General features: G+C 71.3%; 21 protein-coding genes. 16 read left to right on the top strand and 5 right to left on the bottom strand.

Annotation, left to right across the window (positions count from 1 at the left end):
- Nucleotides 1-190: 190 nt before the first annotated feature.
- From ACPC54_RS37385 to ACPC54_RS37370, 4 genes are all read left to right on the top strand, one after another.
- Nucleotides 191-463 carry a hypothetical protein gene (locus ACPC54_RS37385; RefSeq protein WP_498971364.1) on the top strand — a complete coding sequence of 91 codons (273 nt, stop codon included), beginning with the start codon at nt 191-193 and terminating at the stop codon, nt 461-463.
- A gap of 431 nt (nt 464-894) precedes the next feature.
- On the top strand, nt 895-1461 hold the full coding sequence (locus tag ACPC54_RS37380; RefSeq protein ID WP_498971362.1) for a ParA family protein: 567 nt from the start codon (nt 895-897) through the stop codon (nt 1459-1461).
- A gap of 1 nt (nt 1462) precedes the next feature.
- The gene (locus ACPC54_RS37375; protein ID WP_498971360.1) at nt 1463-2728 is read left to right on the top strand and encodes a ParB/RepB/Spo0J family partition protein; all 1266 of its coding nucleotides are present in this window, start codon (nt 1463-1465) and stop codon (nt 2726-2728) included.
- A 209-nt stretch (nt 2729-2937) separates the two neighbouring features.
- Entirely contained in the window at nt 2938-3504 is a 567-nt protein-coding gene (locus ACPC54_RS37370) for an acyl-CoA dehydrogenase family protein (protein ID WP_498971432.1), read from the top strand.
- Between the two features lie 62 nt (nt 3505-3566).
- Here ACPC54_RS37370 and ACPC54_RS37365 read toward each other — a convergent pair whose 3' ends face one another.
- Complete coding sequence (locus ACPC54_RS37365; RefSeq protein ID WP_498971358.1) at nt 3567-3740, bottom strand: hypothetical protein; 174 nt, start codon at nt 3738-3740, stop codon at nt 3567-3569.
- A gap of 145 nt (nt 3741-3885) precedes the next feature.
- Here ACPC54_RS37365 and ACPC54_RS37360 point away from each other — a divergent pair, with 145 nt between their 5' ends.
- The gene (locus ACPC54_RS37360; RefSeq protein ID WP_498971356.1) at nt 3886-4356 is read left to right on the top strand and encodes a hypothetical protein; all 471 of its coding nucleotides are present in this window, start codon (nt 3886-3888) and stop codon (nt 4354-4356) included.
- 126 nt (nt 4357-4482) lie between these two features.
- On the opposite strand, the gene ACPC54_RS37355 is transcribed toward ACPC54_RS37360, so the two are convergent.
- The 3 genes from ACPC54_RS37355 to ACPC54_RS37345 all read right to left on the bottom strand — a co-directional run bounded on the left by ACPC54_RS37355 (nt 4483) and on the right by ACPC54_RS37345 (nt 6629).
- Complete coding sequence (locus ACPC54_RS37355; protein ID WP_498971354.1) at nt 4483-5346, bottom strand: DUF6292 family protein; 864 nt, start codon at nt 5344-5346, stop codon at nt 4483-4485.
- 189 nt (nt 5347-5535) lie between these two features.
- Entirely contained in the window at nt 5536-5757 is a 222-nt protein-coding gene (locus ACPC54_RS37350) for a DUF397 domain-containing protein (protein WP_498971353.1), read from the bottom strand.
- A complete protein-coding gene (locus ACPC54_RS37345; RefSeq protein WP_498971351.1) occupies nt 5757-6629 on the bottom strand; it encodes a helix-turn-helix domain-containing protein in 873 nt (290 codons plus the stop codon). The genes ACPC54_RS37350 and ACPC54_RS37345 overlap by 1 nt, the downstream gene beginning before the upstream one ends.
- A 336-nt stretch (nt 6630-6965) precedes the next feature.
- On the opposite strand from ACPC54_RS37345, the gene ACPC54_RS37340 reads away from it, so the two are divergent.
- The 11 genes from ACPC54_RS37340 to ACPC54_RS37290 all read left to right on the top strand — a co-directional run bounded on the left by ACPC54_RS37340 (nt 6966) and on the right by ACPC54_RS37290 (nt 15355).
- Nucleotides 6966-7163 (top strand): hypothetical protein, encoded by a 198-nt coding sequence (locus ACPC54_RS37340; protein ID WP_498971350.1) that lies wholly within the window; start codon nt 6966-6968, stop codon nt 7161-7163.
- On the top strand, nt 7160-7582 hold the full coding sequence (locus ACPC54_RS37335) for an ATP-binding protein (protein WP_498971348.1): 423 nt from the start codon (nt 7160-7162) through the stop codon (nt 7580-7582). Before ACPC54_RS37340 ends, ACPC54_RS37335 begins: the two co-directional genes overlap by 4 nt.
- Nucleotides 7583-7683: 101 nt before the next feature.
- The gene (locus ACPC54_RS37330) at nt 7684-8418 is read left to right on the top strand and encodes a hypothetical protein (RefSeq protein ID WP_498971346.1); all 735 of its coding nucleotides are present in this window, start codon (nt 7684-7686) and stop codon (nt 8416-8418) included.
- A 2-nt stretch (nt 8419-8420) separates the two neighbouring features.
- A complete protein-coding gene (locus ACPC54_RS37325; RefSeq protein WP_498971344.1) occupies nt 8421-9089 on the top strand; it encodes a dTMP kinase in 669 nt (222 codons plus the stop codon).
- Nucleotides 9090-9097: 8 nt separating this feature from the next.
- Nucleotides 9098-9955: an isocitrate lyase/phosphoenolpyruvate mutase family protein gene (locus ACPC54_RS37320; protein ID WP_498971342.1), complete on the top strand. Its 858-nt coding sequence runs from the start codon at nt 9098-9100 to the stop codon at nt 9953-9955.
- A 34-nt stretch (nt 9956-9989) separates the two neighbouring features.
- A complete protein-coding gene (locus ACPC54_RS37315) occupies nt 9990-10478 on the top strand; it encodes an NUDIX domain-containing protein (RefSeq protein WP_498971339.1) in 489 nt (162 codons plus the stop codon).
- Nucleotides 10475-11392, top strand: coding sequence for an NAD(P)-dependent oxidoreductase (locus tag ACPC54_RS37310; RefSeq protein WP_498971337.1), 918 nt, complete (start codon nt 10475-10477; stop codon nt 11390-11392). The genes ACPC54_RS37315 and ACPC54_RS37310 overlap by 4 nt, the downstream gene beginning before the upstream one ends.
- Nucleotides 11389-12231 (top strand): hypothetical protein, encoded by an 843-nt coding sequence (locus ACPC54_RS37305; protein WP_498971335.1) that lies wholly within the window; start codon nt 11389-11391, stop codon nt 12229-12231. The genes ACPC54_RS37310 and ACPC54_RS37305 overlap by 4 nt, the downstream gene beginning before the upstream one ends.
- Before the next feature lie 38 nt (nt 12232-12269).
- Nucleotides 12270-14159, top strand: coding sequence for a radical SAM protein (locus ACPC54_RS37300; protein ID WP_498971334.1), 1890 nt, complete (start codon nt 12270-12272; stop codon nt 14157-14159).
- Nucleotides 14160-14246: 87 nt separating this feature from the next.
- Complete coding sequence (locus ACPC54_RS37295) at nt 14247-14384, top strand: hypothetical protein (protein WP_498971332.1); 138 nt, start codon at nt 14247-14249, stop codon at nt 14382-14384.
- A gap of 74 nt (nt 14385-14458) precedes the next feature.
- Entirely contained in the window at nt 14459-15355 is an 897-nt protein-coding gene (locus ACPC54_RS37290; protein WP_498971330.1) for an aKG-HExxH-type peptide beta-hydroxylase, read from the top strand.
- A 121-nt stretch (nt 15356-15476) separates the two neighbouring features.
- Here the strand turns inward: ACPC54_RS37290 and ACPC54_RS37285 are convergent, their stop codons facing one another.
- Nucleotides 15477-16955, bottom strand: coding sequence for a hypothetical protein (locus ACPC54_RS37285; protein WP_498971329.1), 1479 nt, complete (start codon nt 16953-16955; stop codon nt 15477-15479).
- Nucleotides 16956-17595 lie beyond the last annotated feature (640 nt).

Below are 17595 nucleotides of genomic sequence, written 5' to 3'. Positions count from 1 at the left end.
CCCCGTCTCGGCCTGACCCGCGGCACATCGAAGGGCCCGTACTCCTCTGGTGTCGACACCAGAGGAGTACGGGCCCTTTCGCGTTTCCGACCGAGCCTGCGCGTGGCTGAAATGGCGGTCTTGCCCCGATTGCCCGTCTGGCCTCACCGTGCACGCAGGGCCCGCACGTGGCCCAGGTGAGGAGCCGGCCATGTCCACCACCCCGACCGCCGCCAGACCGACCGCCGTCCAACTCCGTGCCCGCGCCCGTACCTGGCAGGGCATCGCCGCCAGCTGGATCGCGGTCGCGATCCAGCGCACCGTCGCCGGTGCCGGGATCCGCCAGACCTACCGGGCAGCCCGCGACCGCGCCATCCGCGTGGCCCTGCGCCAGGGAGTGCCGATCGACCGCCTCGCCCGCCGGCTGGGTCTGGCTCCCGCGACCATCCGCGCCATCAAGAGGGGCGAGCGAACCGCGGAGTAGCCACACGGCGCTCACGGCCGGGCGTGTTCACCGCCCCGGCCTGATCCCCAGCACGCGAAGGGCCCGCCTCCCCTCCGCTTCTCCGCTGGAGGGAGGCGGGCCCTTCTGTGTTTGGGGGCTAATGCCGCGCTGTTCGCGGGTGCCGGTGCGAGCGGTGTCCTGCAGGTCCTGGCGATTTTCCATGGAAAATCGCCAGGACCTAATGGAAGATAGCGGGTCATTTCATAGCTGACTGAGACCGTCTGACATGCTGTGTCCGAGTCCTGTGCCGGGAGATGGTCCGGGTATGGGCGTCCGCAGTACCAGACCCCTGGTCTGGGAAATCAACGGAGAAGGAACACATGTCATCAGTTCTCGTCGTTTCCACGGACCCTCAAGGGTCCGCGGTCCTTTGGGCCGAGCGCGTGGGGGTCAGGCTCCCTTTTGACTTCATGGCCGCCCACGACCAGGCGCACCAGCTGTACAAGCTGAAGGAGACGGGCGCGCGGATCCACGTCGTCGCCAACCAGAAGGGCGGCGTCGGCAAGACCACCGCGACCATCAACCTCGCCGCCTGTACCAACGAGGTGCTCGGCAAGGGGGACGGCGGCTACAAGCACATCTTCATCGACACCCCCGGAACTCTGGCCGACGAGGAGATCCTGCGCAAGGCCCTGGAGATCGCCGACGACGTGCTCGTCCCGATGATCACCGAGCCGCTGTGCTTCGACCCGACCGCCCGAACGGTCCAGAAGATGCTCGAGCCGATGCGCAAGAAGTTCGCAGTCGTGATCAACAACTGGGACCCGCGCGACGGTACGTCCGACCTCGAGGACACCAAGGCCTACATCGACGCCAAGGGATGGCCGAGGGCGAACACCGTCCTGCGCCGCTACAAACTCCACGCACGAGCCGTCGCCGAAGGCCAGGTCGTGACCCAGTACCGGCCGAGCGCCACGGCCTACCGCGGCCGCGAGGACTTCATGAAGCTCGCCCTTGAGCGCGGATACGGAGGCTGACATGGCAGGCAAGAAGGTCAGCTTCGCCAGCATGGCCGACGACCCCGTCGTCGACGAGCCCGGCATCGACCCCAACAACAACCCCGTCGCGGAGGGCCCGGCGCGCTGGGTCCTCACCGAGAACTGCCGCTACAACCCGCGCAACCCCCGCGACCTCGGCGATCTCGACGACCCCGACACCATCGACGTTAGCGACCTCGAGAGCATCGCCGACAAGCAGCTCCAGAGCTGCCTCGGCGTCACCCCCCAGGCCTACCTCAAGCTCTGGCCCGAGGACGAGCCCCGGCTCCGCCTCAACGGCCCGGACAACGTCGTCATCATCAACGGCAACCGTCGCCTGCTCGCCGCCAGCAAGTACGGCCAGCCCAAGCTCATCGTCGTCGTCGACGACTCCCACGCCGAGTCCAAGACCAAGCTGCTGCGCGCGGCGCTCGACGAGAACATGAGCCGGGTGGACTTCGACCCGATCGAAGAGGCCCGGGGCGTTATGCAGATCGTCTCCGAGTACCCCACTGCGAAGGACGCGGCCGAGGCTGAGGGCTGGTCCCCGACGTGGATCACCCAGCGCAAGAGCCTGCTGAAGCTGCACCCGGACCTCCAGCAGATGGTCCGGGCCAAGGCCCGCGGCGGGGAAGGCATCGCCATCCGGCACGCCCGGGCGATCGGTTCGACCCCCGGGATCGAGCAGCTCGCGGCAGAGCAGCAGATCGCGATCCTGCACCAGCTCATCGACGCCGAAGCGGAAGCCGCCCTGGAGCGCAAGCGAATCCGGGAGGAGAAGAAGGCAGCCCGCACGAAGGCCCAGCAGTCCGCAGTGAACGCCGAGGCGGCCACGGCGCCGTCCGGACTGGGGGAGGAGACCCCTGCCCCGAGCGCCTCGGCTGGAACCGCTGCGGCGGTCGGATTTTCCATGGAAAATCGGCCGACTGCCGATCCGGCAGATCCGGGCCCGCAGACCTCGGCGCCGAACCCGGGAACCGACGGCCCGGCCGAGCCCGCTGCGGTCGGAACCAGGGCCGACGAATTTTCCATGGAAAATCGCCCAGCGGCCGCGGCACCCGGGGACTCGGAGGTACCGGAGCAGCGGGCCACGTCGCCCGCGTCTGCCGGCACGGCCGGACTCGGCCTTCCTGACTGGCGTGACCTGGACAGCGTCGCCGGATGGATCTGCCGGTTCCTGCCGCCGGACGAGGCACGCGTCGTGGCGCAGACCGTCCTGAACAAGGTCGAAGAGCTTGAGCACCGGAGCAGCACAGCGGCCCGGTGACGGTTACGACTACACGGAAGCCCGGTATCCGCCTCACTGGCGGGTACCGGGCTTCCGTCTCATGTGGGTGCTGATCAGATCCGGGGGGAGAGTCGGCCGCTACCTTCTCCCGGGCCTGATCGCCACGGCGGCAGTCGGCTCCAGGAGATCACCGCCCGCGCCACCCCGACGCCCCCGGCCTCCAGCGCCGCCCCGCCACCCCGGCAGGCCTGGCGGGATGGGCCTGGGGCAGCCTCTCCTTCACCGGCGTCGAGATCACAGAGGCTGACCTGCTCGGTCCTCTCGGCGACGGCCTGCCGGTGTTCCGCGAGCACTTCGCGAGCTTCCGCCCGCTGGTCACCGCCACCGCGCTGGGTACCGCCGCCACCCTCACCGCCCGCGTCACCTCCGGTAGCCTGCCTCGTCTGCGCGACACCGCCCGGGTCACCCTCGCCCGCACCCACGCCGAACTCAACGCGGCCCTGCTCGCCGCCCTCACCAGCGCCCGCCTGACCGCCGCCGGCCACCCGCAGGCCGACCTCTGGTCCCGCTCCGTCAAGGCCACCGCCGTCGACACCGCCCACCGCACCACCAGCGACCTCACCCTCCTGGTCGGCGCGGCCGCCTTCCAGGCCGACTCCACCCTCGCCAAGACCCGCAACGACCTCGGCGGCCTCCTCTACGCAGACGGCATCCACGACTCCCTGCTGCGCTCGGCGGACCGCACGCTCACCACCGCCGCCCGCATCCCGGCGCCGCGCGCCGGCCACGCCCCCAAGGAACAGCGCATCGCCTGACCGCCACGAACGTGAAGGGGAGGCCTCCACCCGGAGGCCTCCCTTTGCCGTGCAGCCTGCGCTCAGTCCAGCGTGGGCACGCCGTTCTCCAGGTAGACCGTCGTCCCTGCCTGTCGCGCCCGCACGCACGCCTCGACCCGGCGGGCGAGCAACGGGATCAGCCGTCCGCCGACCTGCTCGACGGGCACGAAGTCGAACCTCCGGAGCTCCTCGGCCTGGAGCCGAATCCCGGCCACCTGCTCGTCCGTCAGCACCCCGCCAGCGGCCGTACCCGGTCATGAGGTCCGCAGTCGGTCCTGCCGTTCGGACGAGCAAGCTGCCCCGTCCGAGAGGTTGTGGGACAGGGTGGTATTGGCCACTTCGAGCGTGGGGCAGGCGATCATGACGGACCAGAACAACGATGGCGGTAGCCGTCTGCGGCCTGAAGAGCCGGACGACGCGACGGTGGACGCGCTCGGCCTGCTCTCCCAGGCGCTGGAGACCACCGTGCGGGCACGCGGCGCCCTCTACGCGTGGCACCAGCTGACCGGTAGCGCGGACAAGCTGGTCGGCGACGCCGTCGAGGCGCTCCGCCGCGCAGGCCACGCTGAGCAGGCCGACCTGGTCCAGCGGGAGACCCAGGGGCGCGATGTACTCCCCGCCGAGCCAGGCGGCGGTCCGGGGAAGTGGACCTTCGAAGTGATCGAGGCGTACGACGTCGGCTACTACCGGCACTTCGAGGCGATCGAACGGCAGGTGCGGCAGAAGCTGGCCGGGGGTGTGAAGCACGGTGCGGAAGCGGAGATGAAGCGGCAGCGCCGTACGCGATGTCTGACGGTCACCCCGTGCTGCCACCCTCACCCGGTTGACTGATGAGGTGCGCATGGCCGGCTGCAGGATCCGTACCTGCTGATCGGCCGTGGGCTCGCGTCAGGGCTCCTCGCCCTGGGGTAGACGCCGTACCTCGTATGTGTCACCGAGGCAGGCGGTTGCGGGGGATCAGTCTTCCCTGTGCTCTTCCTGATCGCGCAGGCGGCGCCGGGCTTTGGTCTGCTCGAGTTGGGCACGGATGTCGGCGGCGTGGCGGCGGGCGCTGTCGGTGGACTGTGGCGGGGCGCCGGTGACCTGGCGGCGTTCGAGGTCGACCGCGAGGTGGTAGCCGATGCCGCCGAGGAGGGCTGGGTCGTGCATCTCGTACAGCTTGAGCAGGTCGACGATCGTGCGCAGTTCGCCTGCGCGCAGTGTGATCTGGGCGTCGTGGTCGTCGGCGGTCAGGTTGGTAAGAGCGCGGCGGGTGAAGTGCCAGTCGCGGAAGTGGGCGAAGTGGGACCTCCACGGCTGGTCGCCGGCGCCGACGTGGTCGGGCAGGTAGTGGCCGAGACGGCTGATGAGGGCGGCGACGTCGGCGCCGGGGTCGCGGTAGTAGGGGCGCTCGCCGCTGCCGGCGGTCGTGCTGTCGAGCATCAGCACGGAGGCGAACGCGGCGACCCGGGCTGGCTCGGGGACCAGGCCATCGCCCAGCCAGCGCGCGCCGATGACGGATTCGGACGGCAGCCTGTCGTCGGAGTCCACGAAGAAGTACCAGCCGGACTGCCCGTCCCAGCCCAGGCTCGGCCGTCCCGGGACGGCCTGGGCGGTGAACGCGCGGCCCAGGTGGAGGACGGCCTGGGCCTCCTGGAAGACCTCGACCAGCATGCCCTCGTCGTCGGGGTCCTTGTCGTCGACGATTCCATGCCCGCGGACCTCGTCGATCCGAACGGACAGGCCGTCGCGCAGCAGGGCCTCGGCGACGGCGGCCGCGTAGTAGCCCAACGTCCTGCTCAGCGACTCCGACTCGAGTTCGTCGACGACTACCTCGTCCATGCTGTGTCCTCCCCTTCATCGATGTGCCATCAGCTTCGCGGCCCGGTTCCTGCCCTGCCGACCTGCGTCGTACGGGCGCGCTGCCCCGGCAGCCAGGCCTGGTTGCCTCTTGGGCCCGCTCTCCGCCGGTACAGCGAAAGGGCCGCCTCCCTTATGGCTGGCAGACCAGGGGAAACGGCCCTCGTCTGATCAAACGGTGAACGTCTTCGCGAACGCTACGAGCTCGGCGAACGCCTGGGGTGTGACGAGCAGGGCGGGGCCATCGGGGTTCTTCGAGTCGCGGATGGCCACGGCTTCGAAGCGGGTGTGGGTCAGGTCGGCGATCTCGACGCAGTTGTTGCCGGCACCGCTGTAGGACGACTTGAACCAGTCGGCCACGCCGACGAGTTCGGGGGCAGTGATGTGGGTCATTACGTGATCTCTCGGGTGAGTTGTTGCAGGAACTCCTGTGTCGCCTCGGCGGGGAGGGCCGAGCGGGACAGCGCCTCGAACATCCGGGTGAACCGGCCGACTTCGCGGGACTTGTCCGTGAGGGACATCCCGGCCCCCGGGGTGTCCACCTGGACCGTCATGGGCAGCGTGCTGCCGAGGTCCAGGAGCGTGAAGTCGGAGAACGACAGGTAGCCGCGGACCGACTGGGGCAGGATCTGCACGGTCACGTTGTCGAGCTTCCCAATCCGGGTGATCTCCTCGTACTGCTCGCGCATGATGTCGACGTCGCCGACCACGTACCGTAGCGCCGGCTCGTAGAGGATCGCCCAGAGCTTGACAGGATCATCGGGGGTCACCAGCCGCTCCTTGCGCCTCATCCGCAAGGCCACGCTCTTCTGGATGAACTCGGTGGTGTACTCCTCGATCGGTTTGGCGATCTCGTGCAGTGCCTTCGCGTACCGCTCGGTCTGCAGCAGGCCGAGCACACACGTCGGGTGGTAGGCCCTTATGGCCTGAGCCGCGGACTCGACTCCGAGGAAGCGGGGCATCGCGGGCGCCATCGTCGCCACCGTGTAGGGCGTCCACCAGTCCTGACGCGAGGCGGTCCGCTGGAGCTCTACCAGGCGTTCGATCTCGTCCTCGTCGTCGACGCTGTACCGGGCGAGGAGCTTGCGCAGGTCTCCTGCGTTGCGGAGGTCCTGGAACCCGGTCTCCACGCGCTGGAGTTTGGTCTCGCTGAACGAGAGGCCCTTGACGGCGTCTTCGAGGGTGATGCCGGCCTGCTGACGCAGAGTCCGAAGGTCGTGCCCCAGCTCGATCCGCCGCGCTGTCGGCCTCGGCCGTGCTGCCACGTGCTTACCTCCCGGGTGCATGCGTATGCCGTCCGTGTCGATTCGCGCAGTGTTGCACGTCACATGCGCGCCGTGCCAGGTCATGCGCTTGCGCTGGCATGTGCCACTTCTCCTTCGCGGGGTGATTCGCTGCCGATTCCGTTGCAGATTCAGCGTAGGCGCGACACCGTGTTGGAACGCCCCGGTTGACGGGGTATCAGCGGCGGCCCTTTCGACGCGTCCCCCGACACCGGAGGGCCGCCGCTTCACAGTCGGACTCCGGAGGCCTTCGTGCGCCGATCCTCTGACGACCAGTTGCGCCGCAGGCTGCTGGCCGATGTCACTGTTGGCCGTCCTGTGTCACTGGCCTCGCTGGACCTGGACCAGCTCTTGAGCCGCGTCTTCCCGGCAGGCGTGCCCAGGGGTGCGTGGCGGAAGCGGCCAGACGGCGCCGAGGTCTTCGAGGAGGGCTTCGAGTGCGCCTTGCGCCGCGCCACGGTCTTGCGGCGGCTGGAGGACGGACGGTGGCTCAAGCAGTACCGGGGGCTGGCGTGACGACCGCCGAACTCGCCCCCGCCGAGTCGGCTCCCCGGCCCGGACCCGCCACGGCGTCCCTGCGCTACCGCCCGGAGTCGGCGCGGGCCGCCCGCCTGCTGGTGCGGGGCAAGCTCCAGGAGTGGGGCTTGGCCGAACTGGTCGACCCGGCTGAGCTGATCATCACCGAGTTGGTCTCCAATGCCTGCAAGACCGGCTGTCTGACCGTCATGCAGGTGGCCGTCCGGCGCCCCTCCCCGGGGTTCGTCCGGGTCTCCGTACGGGACGGCTCCTGTGAGCTGCCAGTGCTGCTGAAGGCCGGCGAGGATGAGGAGTGCCACCGCGGGCTCGCCCTGGTCCACGAACTGACCGGCGGCCGGTGGGGGGCCACCCTCGAACCCCGGGGCAAGTGTGTGCACGCAGACCTCTCGATCCCCTGACCGCCCGTCAACTACTCGCAGTCGGGCACGCACGAGCCATTGCTGTCCGTCACTGCACGACTACGATTCACCGCTTCGGTTCGACCCATCAAGGAGTACGCGTGGAAGGAACCACCACCGCCATGAGCCCGCCCGGAACACTGAGGCCGGCGAGCGTGAGGGACAGCTGGCAGGCGCTCGCGGACGGCCTGCACGTGCAGCGGGTGCACCTGCACCAGGACCAGTGGCGCCAGGCCGCGAGGCTCGCACCCGAACAGCTCGGGCTGCCCGCCGAGCTGGACCCCGTCGACCTGGTGTCGAAGCCGGTCCTCGTGGTGCCGTGCGACGACGTCCTGATCAGTGCTGCCGGCCTCACGCCGTGGATCGAGGTGCCGTACCGGCTCGGCCACGAGGGCACCGCCGGCGGCCCGCTCACCCTCGCGGTGGACGAGGTGGCCCGGATGCTGACCGAGGACCTGGACGGCGGCCTTGAGGCGGCCGTGCACGGCGTGACGCGGGCCAGCGCCTGGTGGGTCGGGGTGTTCGCCGTCATCCACCACGAGAGCGGCCGGACCGCCTCCTTGGCGATGCTCCAGTCCGCCGTGCGGGCCGTCGCCCTCGGCGCGGGGATGCGCGTTCTGCGGGCGGCCCTGCGGACCCGGGGCGAGGAGAGCCCGGTCTTGCGGGCCGCGTACTGCCGGGCCGTCGCCGAGGTTGTCGTGCTGGAGGCGTCGCTGCCGCAGCTGCTCGGTGATATCGGCGGGATGCGGCTCACGGACCTGGTGACCACCTCGGTGCCGTGGCGCGGGCAGTTCACCAAGTACCAGTCGGGCACCGGAGCGGGGCAGGTGGAGTAGGGATGGAGCAGTATCCGTTCGTCGTGATCGAGGGCCTGGACGGCAGCGGCAAGACCACGTTGCGCAAGGGGCTGTTCCGGCTGTTCGAGAATCTGTATGGGGTGACGCCGTTGTCGGTGCTCACCACGAACTTCCTCGTCCCCGAGGTGGCCGCGGACCTGGTGGACGGCAAGTACGCGCCCACCGAGGCCAACCGCGAGCGCTACCTGCGGGCCCTGCGCGCCGACAAGCAGGCGACCGTCGAGCGCCTGATCGCGCCGGCGCTGTTGCAGCGGCCGGTGATCGCGGACCGGTGGCTGCTGTCGGAGCTGGCGTTCTTCCAGGTCAAGCACGGCCAGACGCCGCAGGCCACCTACGGCGGCCTCGCCGACGCGATCGACCTGGTGCCGGATCTGACGCTCATCCTGGACGCGCCCACCGGCACCACGATGCAGCGGGCCGCCTCCCGCAGCGCGGGGGACTCGGTGCGCGACGACTGGGACGTGGACCACGTGCAGACCATCGTGCGCGTCACCTACCAGGCGATCACCGCCAGCCCGGCCGCGTTCCCGAAGATCGGGCCGACCGTGACGATCGACGCCAACCAGGCCCGGGCCGACGTGCTCGCGAACGCCTGGACCGCGCTGCTGGAGCGCGGCCTGACCCCCGACCTGGAAGGAAGGATCCGGTGAGCGCCGCCATGCCTGAGATATCCGCGGCCGGCCGTCTGCGGGCCGCCCTTGGTGACGCCGCCGCCTCCCGGCGTCCCGTGCAGGCGATCGGCGCGGTCAACGCCATGGCCGCGCGGGTCGCCGTCGAGGCCGGGTTCGACGCGCTGTGGGTGTCGGGCCTGGAGGTGTCGGCCGCTTACGGGCTGGCGGACGAGAACCTGCTCGGCTCCCGGGACCTGGCCGACGTCGTCACCTCGCTTCGCCGCGTCACCGACCTGCCGGTGATCGTGGACGTCGACAACGCCGCCGGCACCGGGGCCGCGGCCGCCAGGTTCGGCTTCGACCTCCAGGCGGCCGGGGCGGCGGCCGTCTGCCTGGAGGACAGCCGCTACCCCAAGTGCAACTCGTTCTCCGAACACCGCGCCCAGGCGATGGCGGCAACGGAGGCGGTGTGCGAGCAGATCAAGGAACTCAAGGCCGCCGCCCCCGGCCTGCTGCTGATCGCCCGCACGGAGACGCTGATCTGCGGCGCCAGCATGGACGACGCGCTGGCCCGCGCCGCCTCCTACGAGGCGGCCGGAGCGGACGCCGTGCTCCTGCACTCCAAGGACGCCACCGGCGGCCAGGCGCTGGAGGTGGGCCGCCGCTGGTCCGGCGTGCCGCTGGTCACCGTCCCCACGGCGTTCCCGCACCTGGACCGCCGGCTCCTCGGGGAGGCCGGGTTCGTCCTGACGATCTACGCCAACCAGCTGGCGCGCGCCGCACTGGCCGCGATGCACAGAGCCGCGGTCGGCTTCCGGGCCACGGGCGTCTTCGAGGCCCACCAGCTCGCCGACGTCCAGGACCTCATGCGCGTCGGCGACCCCGACGCCCGCGCCTGCCTGTGACACCCCTGCTCCGACAACCAGTACGGAGGCACCCTTGAGCGATCTGCCCAGCATCAGCGTGTCGGTGAAGGCCGCGATCATCCACCAGGAGCGGATCCTGCTCCTGTCCTACGACGACAGCGCGGACGGCGGCTGCTTCCACTACAACCTTCCCGGCGGCAAGGCGATCGAGGGCGAGCCGCTGCGCGAGGCGGTCGTGCGCAAGGTCCACCAGGAGACCGGGCTGAGCGTGCGGACCGTGCGGGAGATGTTCGTCGTGGAGTACGTCCCCGGCCAGTTCGGCAAGGACCTCGGCCCGCAGCACAAGACCCAGCACAACTTCCTCGCCGAGATCACGGATGGCCGCACGACACCCCGCTTCTCCGACCCGCGCGACCCGATCCAGGTCGGCTTCGAATGGCTGCCGCTGGCCGAGCTCACCACGGTGACCCTGATCCCGCAGGTCGCCCCCGCGATCCTCGCCGCTCTCACGGACACCCGTGACGTCCTCGTGGACCGCGCCCAGACGGAGACGACGCGATGAGGGCGCCCACGATCCTCGTCGCCAAGGGGGCGGGCGATGCGAACGCCCTGGTCCGCTCCCTGAGCCGGTACGACGTCTACGAGTTCACCAGCCTCGACGAGCTCGGCGGCGCCGTGCGCCGCGCGGAACTGCTCGTCATCCGCTCCGGGGTGCGGCTCGACGCGGACCGGGTGGCCGCCATGCCGAAGCTGCGGCACGTCATCCGGGCCGGCTCCGGGCTCGACGGCATCGACACCGCCCTCCTGGCCAGGCGGGGGATCGGCCTGCACCGATACCCCGAGGCATCGGCCCCGGCAGTCGCCGAGTGGTGCCTGGCGGCACTGCTGGCCCTGGCCCGGCGCATCCCGCTCGGCGCCAACGGCCTGGCCCTCGGCGACCATCTCAGGACGACCTGCCTGGGGACGCCGGTGGTGTCGATGCGCCTGGCGGTCTGGGGAGCCGGGCCCATCGGCCGGGCCGCGGCCGCCGTGACCGAGCGATTCGGCGCGGAGGTCGCCTTCGCCGCCCGGCCCAGCATCACCGACGGGCTGCGGCAACTGCCCGCCTCCGAGCTGCCCGGCTGGGCGGACGCCCACATCGTCGCGCTGCCCGCCACCGCGGAGAACACCGGGGCGTTCGGCACGGGCTTCCTCCGCTCGGCGGCCAGGCGCCGGCCTCTGCTCGTCGTCGCCGGGCGCCTGGCCACCATCGACACAGCCGCATGCCTGGAGGCCCTTGCTGACGGCGGCCTGACCGGCCTGGCCGTCGATCCGATCGAGGCGAGCGACGCGCACCTGTTCAAGGCCGGCCCCGCCCCGCTGAACCTGCTCGCCACCCCGCACATCGGAGCCCAGCGCGCGGACGTCCGCGCTGCCCTGGACGCCTGGGTCACCCACACCGCCGGCGCCGTCCTGAGCGGGGAGGCAGCCCGGTGAACGCGTGGGTCGAACAGAGACGGGCGGCGGCCCGCACGGTCGCAGGCCGGCTCGCCGAGGAGTACCCGGACTCGCCGGTGTGGATGACGGGGCCCGTGGCCTGCGGGATCGCGCACGCCCGCAGCGACGTCGACCTTCGGGTGCTGTTCACCGAAGGCCCGGTGCCGGTGCTGCAGTCCCGCATCGTCGACGGCGTCCGCGTCGACCTGGAGGCCCAGGCCGTGACGGAGGCCGACGAACTGCGCGGCTACCTGCGGCAGTTCCACATCCTGGGCGACGACGTCGACCTGTTCCGCACCGTGAGGCGCCGCCTTCCGGCGCTGACCGTGCTGCGGAGTGCCCGCGCGATGCACGACGGGGAACAGCCGGTGCTCGGCCAGGCCGAGCGGGACGTCTACCGCCGGTGGGCGCTGGCCGACCGCGTCCAGCACGCGATCAGCCTGGTCGAGGACCTCGACGGCCTGTTCCAGGCCGGACTGAGTGACGCCGTGGACCTGGTCACCGGGCAACTGCACCTCGCCATCCAGCAGGCCGAGAACGTCGCCGCCGGCCACCCGCTCCTCGGCGACAAGTGGACCCCCGTCCTCGCCGGAGCCCCGACGCCGACCGCGGCGTCCGTGCACCAGGCCCTGCGCCAGGCCCGCGCCCGGCTGCTGGCCGCGCTGCTGACGGTGTGGCCCGAGACCGCCTGCCCGGACGGTACGGTGCCGGACGACTGGCTGGAGGCCGGGTGGCTGCCCCAGCGCTACAGCGATGGCTGGCGACTGAAGTTCGCCGACGCCACCATCCGCCTCACCCCCGGCCAGCTGGCCGCGTGGCACCAGGCGCTTCGCTCCTGAACGGGCCCGAGCCCGCCCTCTCCCCTGGGAGGCACCCGATGCACCCCACCAGCCCGAACGAGCAGATCGGCCACCTGTACCGGTCGCTGGACACCTCCGACGAGGACGCCGTCTCGCTCATCCTCAAGGTCCGCGGCGAGACCTGCGACATCGACTGCCTGCACTGCTACGAGAAGCGCAAGGAAGGCCCCGGCGGCGCGCGGATCAGCGACGACCAGGTCCAGCTTCTCCCGAACCTCTTCGCGGGCCGTCCGCTCGCCATCGAATTGCACGGTGGCGAACCGCTGACCGCCGGGAAGGAGCACATCGCCCAGTTGCTGCGGGCCTTGGCGGCGATGCCGCAGGTCAAGCGCCTGTCCCTGCAGACCAACGGCGTCCAGCTCGACGCCGAGTGGCTCGACCTGTTCGACGCCCACTATCCCGGCCTGGAGCTGGGGATCTCCCTGGACGGTGACGCGGAAGGCAACCGTTGGCGCGTGGGCTACGACGGCAAACCCACCTACCCGCTCGTGGTCAAGGCCCTGGAACTGCTGGCCGAACGCGGCCGGACCTGCGGCATCATCACCACCGTCACCCCCGCGGTCCTCGGCCGGCCCGCCGAAATCCTCGACCACCTGGCCGCGTTCACCGCCGTCACCTCGGTGAGCGTCGTACCGTGCTTCGACACCGCCGTCACCCGGCCCACCACGCACACCGGCAGCCGCCGCCCGCCGAGTAGGGCCCTGCAGCAAGCCGCCCTCAACCGGCCCGGCGGCCCGGCCTGGGCCATCACCCCCGACCAGTACACCGACTTCGTGCTCAGCCTCACCCAGCACTGGATCACCACCGGCCTGTTCCGCCGCCTCAAGCTCTCCCCGGCCGTCCCCACCATCCGCCGGCTGCGGGGCCTGGGGGCGTCGTTCTGCCACTTCTCCGACATGAAGTGCGACCACGTCTTCACCCTCTACCCGGGTGGCCGGCTCGGCAGCTGCGACGAACTCCCCTGGCCCCAGGCCCGGCTCACCCACCTGACGCCCGCCACCATCCGGGCCGACATCATCACGGCCCAGCGTGGCTCCAACTTGCTCGGCCAGGGCAAGAGCCTCATGACCGCCTGCCTGACCTGCGACTACCGCACCACCTGCGGCGGTGGCTGCATCGCCACCCGCTGGCGCATGAACCTCGCCGGCCACCACGACGCCTACTGCGACCACCGCATGCGCCTGATCGACGGAACCGCGGCCCTCCTCGCCGACCCCGCCCACCCGGACGGCGCCTGGTGCCGCACCGCCCGCTGGCGCCCCACTCCCGTCAACCGGATGCGCGACGTCCAAGCCTTCCTGACCACCTGGGACAACCCCCAAGCCGCCCGCCACCCGGCCCAGCTGGTCACCAGCGCCTTCGGCAACATCAACACCACCGGCCTGCCCGGCCCCACCGCCCAGCCCGCCGACGACCTCGACCCCGCCCACCCGCAGTGGAACGACGCGATCGAGTCCGGCATCAAACCGCTCGTCGACCACCTCACCGGCCGCTGGCACCTCGTCACCTACGACAGCTGCGAAGGCCACCACTACGACGGCACCCGCAATAGCCAGACCCGCGAGGTCGGTCTCCTCCCACGAAACAGCGCCGAGTGCGCCGCCACCGCCGCCGCCCTGTGCCGGGCCGCCACCCGATGCGCCCCCGCCGTGCCGCCCGCCGTCCGCCTCCTGATCGCCCGCAACAACCTGACCTGCGAGACCACCGGCCGCACCCACCCGGTCCTCGATCTGCGGCTCCTGCCCACCTCCGAAACGCCCGGCGCCGCCTACTTCGCCGCCCTGGACGACGCCACCGCCCAGCTCCTGACCGCCCTCGAAGCCGAAACCCCCACAGAAGGGCGCCCGTGCGCCTGCCCCCTCCCGCCCGGCACCCAGCCGGTCGCAGCCCCACAGGCCGTCGCGTGACCCCCACACCACGGGGGCGCGCACCCCCGACCAGCCCGTACGGCCCCAGCCCAACCCCAAGAAGCCCACGCAGAGAAGGAACCGGCGATGAAGAACGACACCTGGGCCAAGGACTTCCTCGACGCCGTCGAGGAACTCCGCGACGACGGGTCCGTCCGCTTCACCATGCACTCCTCCCGGGAGGGCGCCGACGACTGGCCGACCGAGCCGACCGTCCACGCCTGATCCGACGCGCTGAACCCAGCCGGGGCCAGGGCCGCAAGCCCTGGCCCCACCCCTTCCCCGCCAAGGAGACCGCGATGGACCTCAGCACCGTCTTCCGCATGCCCGCGATCCACGACCTCCACCAGGCCAAGACCCAGCGCATCCACCACGCCCTCGCACGCGCCGTCGGCCGCGCCATCACCGCGCCCGAGCCCACCGCCGCGGCCTACGCGCTCGCGCACCACGGCCTCGAAGGCGCCGAACACGCCGCCCGCACGAACGACCCCGACACCTTCGCCTGGTACACCGAGCACGCCGGCGCCACCGACCTCGCCCCGACCGGTCCGCTCACCGTCGCCCCCGGCGAGGAGAACCTGATCACCTCGTCCATCTCCGACACCCCGTACTACGTGCTCGGCCCCGCCACCCAGGCCGCCCCAGAGCACCTGCAGAAGCTCACCCTGGAGTCGGCCGCCCTCGCCGCCGAGCACGGCTTCGGCGAACTCGTCGATGCCCACGCCCCCGTCGTGTGCCTGCTCACCGGCAAGCCGCTGGGCAGCCCCCTGCGCTCCTGGACCATCAGCCGCATGCCGGGCACTGTCTTCCTCGACTACGTCCCGGACAACCCCATCATGGTCGCCCGCGACCTCGTCCACGAGGCCGGCCACAACTGGCTCAACGACGCCCTCACCGCCACCGGCTGCGAGATCGACAACGCCCAGACCTTCTACTCCCCCTGGAAGAAGACCCACCGGCCCGCCTACGGATTCCTCCACGGCTGCTGGTCGTTCTCCCTGGTCTCCCTCTACGTCGCTGCCGTCCTGCCCACCACCAGCGACGAGACCCACACCTTCCTCACCGCCTACCTCGACCGCCAGCGCACCCAGCTCCGCATCGTCACCGGCGACCACGAGACCGCCCTGCAGACCATCACCGACGCCACCCTCCGCGCCAGGCTGCGGACCGTCTACCGGTACGCCCTCGCCCTGTAGTGGCACACGACACTCGGCTCCCGGACCTGCGCGGAGGAGCAGGTCCGGGAGCCAGGTGTTGAGGTGATCGGGCCGACGTGCTTCGCGGCGGCCGGGATCGCCGCCCCTGCGACACAGGCGATCAACCTTGGTGGCCGGGACGCAGTTGTTCCGGGAGTCCGTTGTAGCCGGGCAGGTGGACGGTCGGGGGGTGCGGCGGAGGCGGCGGGGCGTTGGCCGGCCGGGGCGCCGCAGGGGTGGCGGGTGCCGGTGGAGCGAGGAGGTAGTCGTCGGGCTCCGGGAGAGGGTGCTGGACCGCCACGCGTCCTGGACCTTCCACAGGGGTTGGTTCGGCGGGTGCGGTCAGTGGGCTCGTCGACGGCTCGTGGTGGTCCTGCTCGCTGCCGGGGAGCGGCTGCACGGTGGCCGGCGGTTCGGTGGCCCGGGCGCGGACGGCGAAGGCCGCCTCGGCGGGCGGGGTGGGGGCCGAGGCGGGTTCCGCCTCGGCCCCGGAGAGGGCGGCGGGGAGTTGCCGGCTCGGCGTGGTGTCGTCGTTCGGTACGGGGGCGGGTCGGGCCTGGGGGAGCGGGCGCGGGCGCACCGGTGTTGTCGTACGGGCTGTTCCAGGCCGGCGGCTGGGCGCTGCAGGGGCGGTGCGGCGCGGGGGAGCAGGAGCGGTTCGGGGGCCGGGCGGGAGCGGCCGGGGGCAGGAGATGCCGCAGGGCGCGCCGGTGCCGGGGTCGGTGTCCCAGTAGGCGAGTTGCCAGTGGGCTTCCAGCCAGAGGCGGACCTCGTTCGCCTCCGGCCAGAGTTTCCAGGTGCCGATCGCGAGGATGTGCCGGCCGGGGCGCAGCTGGTTGAGGAGCGCGGGGTGCTGGGTGCGCAGGCGGACGCTGAAGGTCTTGCCGCCGTCGTGCGGGTGTTGGTCGGTGGCGAGGGTGGCGTACGCCTTGCCGCCCTTGCTCTGAACGGTGGTGACGGTGCCGTAGAACGCGACGGGGTGCCGTGGGGGGCCGCCCGCGAGGATCTGGTGGAGGTCCGCGGCGGTGTCGGGGTGGTAGCAGAACCGGTGCCAGGGGATCGGCTTGGTGGCGTCGCCGTAGACGACGGAGAACATCTCGACGGCTTCGTCGTTGAAGCCGTGCAGCTGAAGGAAGTGCACGATCTTCGCGGCGGAGTTCAGCGCCGGCGGGATCAGGGGCCGCGTAGTGGTGAAGGTGAGCGTCCGGGTGCCCGCGGTGGCCTCGCCGTCTGCGGGCCGCGGCGGCTTCACGATGGAGGAGCCGAGGTCGCCGGGCACGACCAGGCGCAGCCGGCCACCGTCCTCGGCCTGGGCCAGGCCGAGGGAGCCGCGGGCGATGGCCTTGACGACCTCGGTGGGGTTGTATCCGCAGTCGGGGGCGTGGTGCTGCTTGGGGTAGAGGGCGAAGTGGGCGCCGACCTCGGTGGGGTTGGGCCCGTCCTCGCCCTTGAAGTGGGCGCGCACCCGCTTCACGTTGGCCTCGCAGTAGCGGCACAGCAGGGGCTTCGCCTCTGCGGGAAGCGGTTCGGTCCGGGAGGCCCGGATCTTCATCCCCTGCTGGGTGCGCGCCTCGAGCATCGTGTAGACGGTCTTGGCCATGCTCCCGCCCCCCTTCGGATCCTGTGTGGTCCGATCATGCCCACTTCGGGGGAATTCCGGGTGCGAACCGGCGAGCGGACCACCGGGCTTACCCGTCTCGGCCCGGTTCTGCAGCTCCTGGTAAGGCGTCAGGATGCCGCTCGCCGGTCCTCGGCTGGCACGCCCCTGACGGACACCCGGCCGCTGCCTGCGAGATGCAGGCGTGCGGCGATGCCCGGTGCGAGCCTGCTGGACTGGTGGTCGACGCTCATCACCTGGGCCCGGGCATGTTCTTCGACGGCCGTACGGACGTCGGGCGGTAGGTCGTCCCATCCGGGTCGGGTGGCAGGGGGTGTGGAGACCATGGCGGGCCTCCGGGCGTCGACGGGGTGGGCCGACCGTACCGCGCCCACTGCCGTGATCGTCGCGAATTCTGCGCTGGCGAAGGCGACTTCGGCCGCACGCGCACCACCGCAGCCCGGCAGGGGTCAGGTGAGCGGCCCAGATGCCGGTTGTTGCCGGTGGGCTGTCGCCCCGTCGCCTGCCGAGGGTGTAGGGGCCCGAGCGCTCGGTAGGGGCCGCGCCGTTGCGGGGTCGGTGGCGCAGAGTCATAGCGGGGTAAACCAGGCGAACACGTCAAAGTCGGTGTCGCTGCGAGGTC

Origin of the sequence: Kitasatospora sp. NPDC094028 (assembly GCF_049543595.1) — a bacterium.
Lineage (GTDB): Bacteria > Actinomycetota > Actinomycetes > Streptomycetales > Streptomycetaceae > Kitasatospora.
The sequence above is the reverse complement of the archived record's forward strand: the minus strand, read 5'-3'. Positions and strand labels throughout refer to the sequence as shown.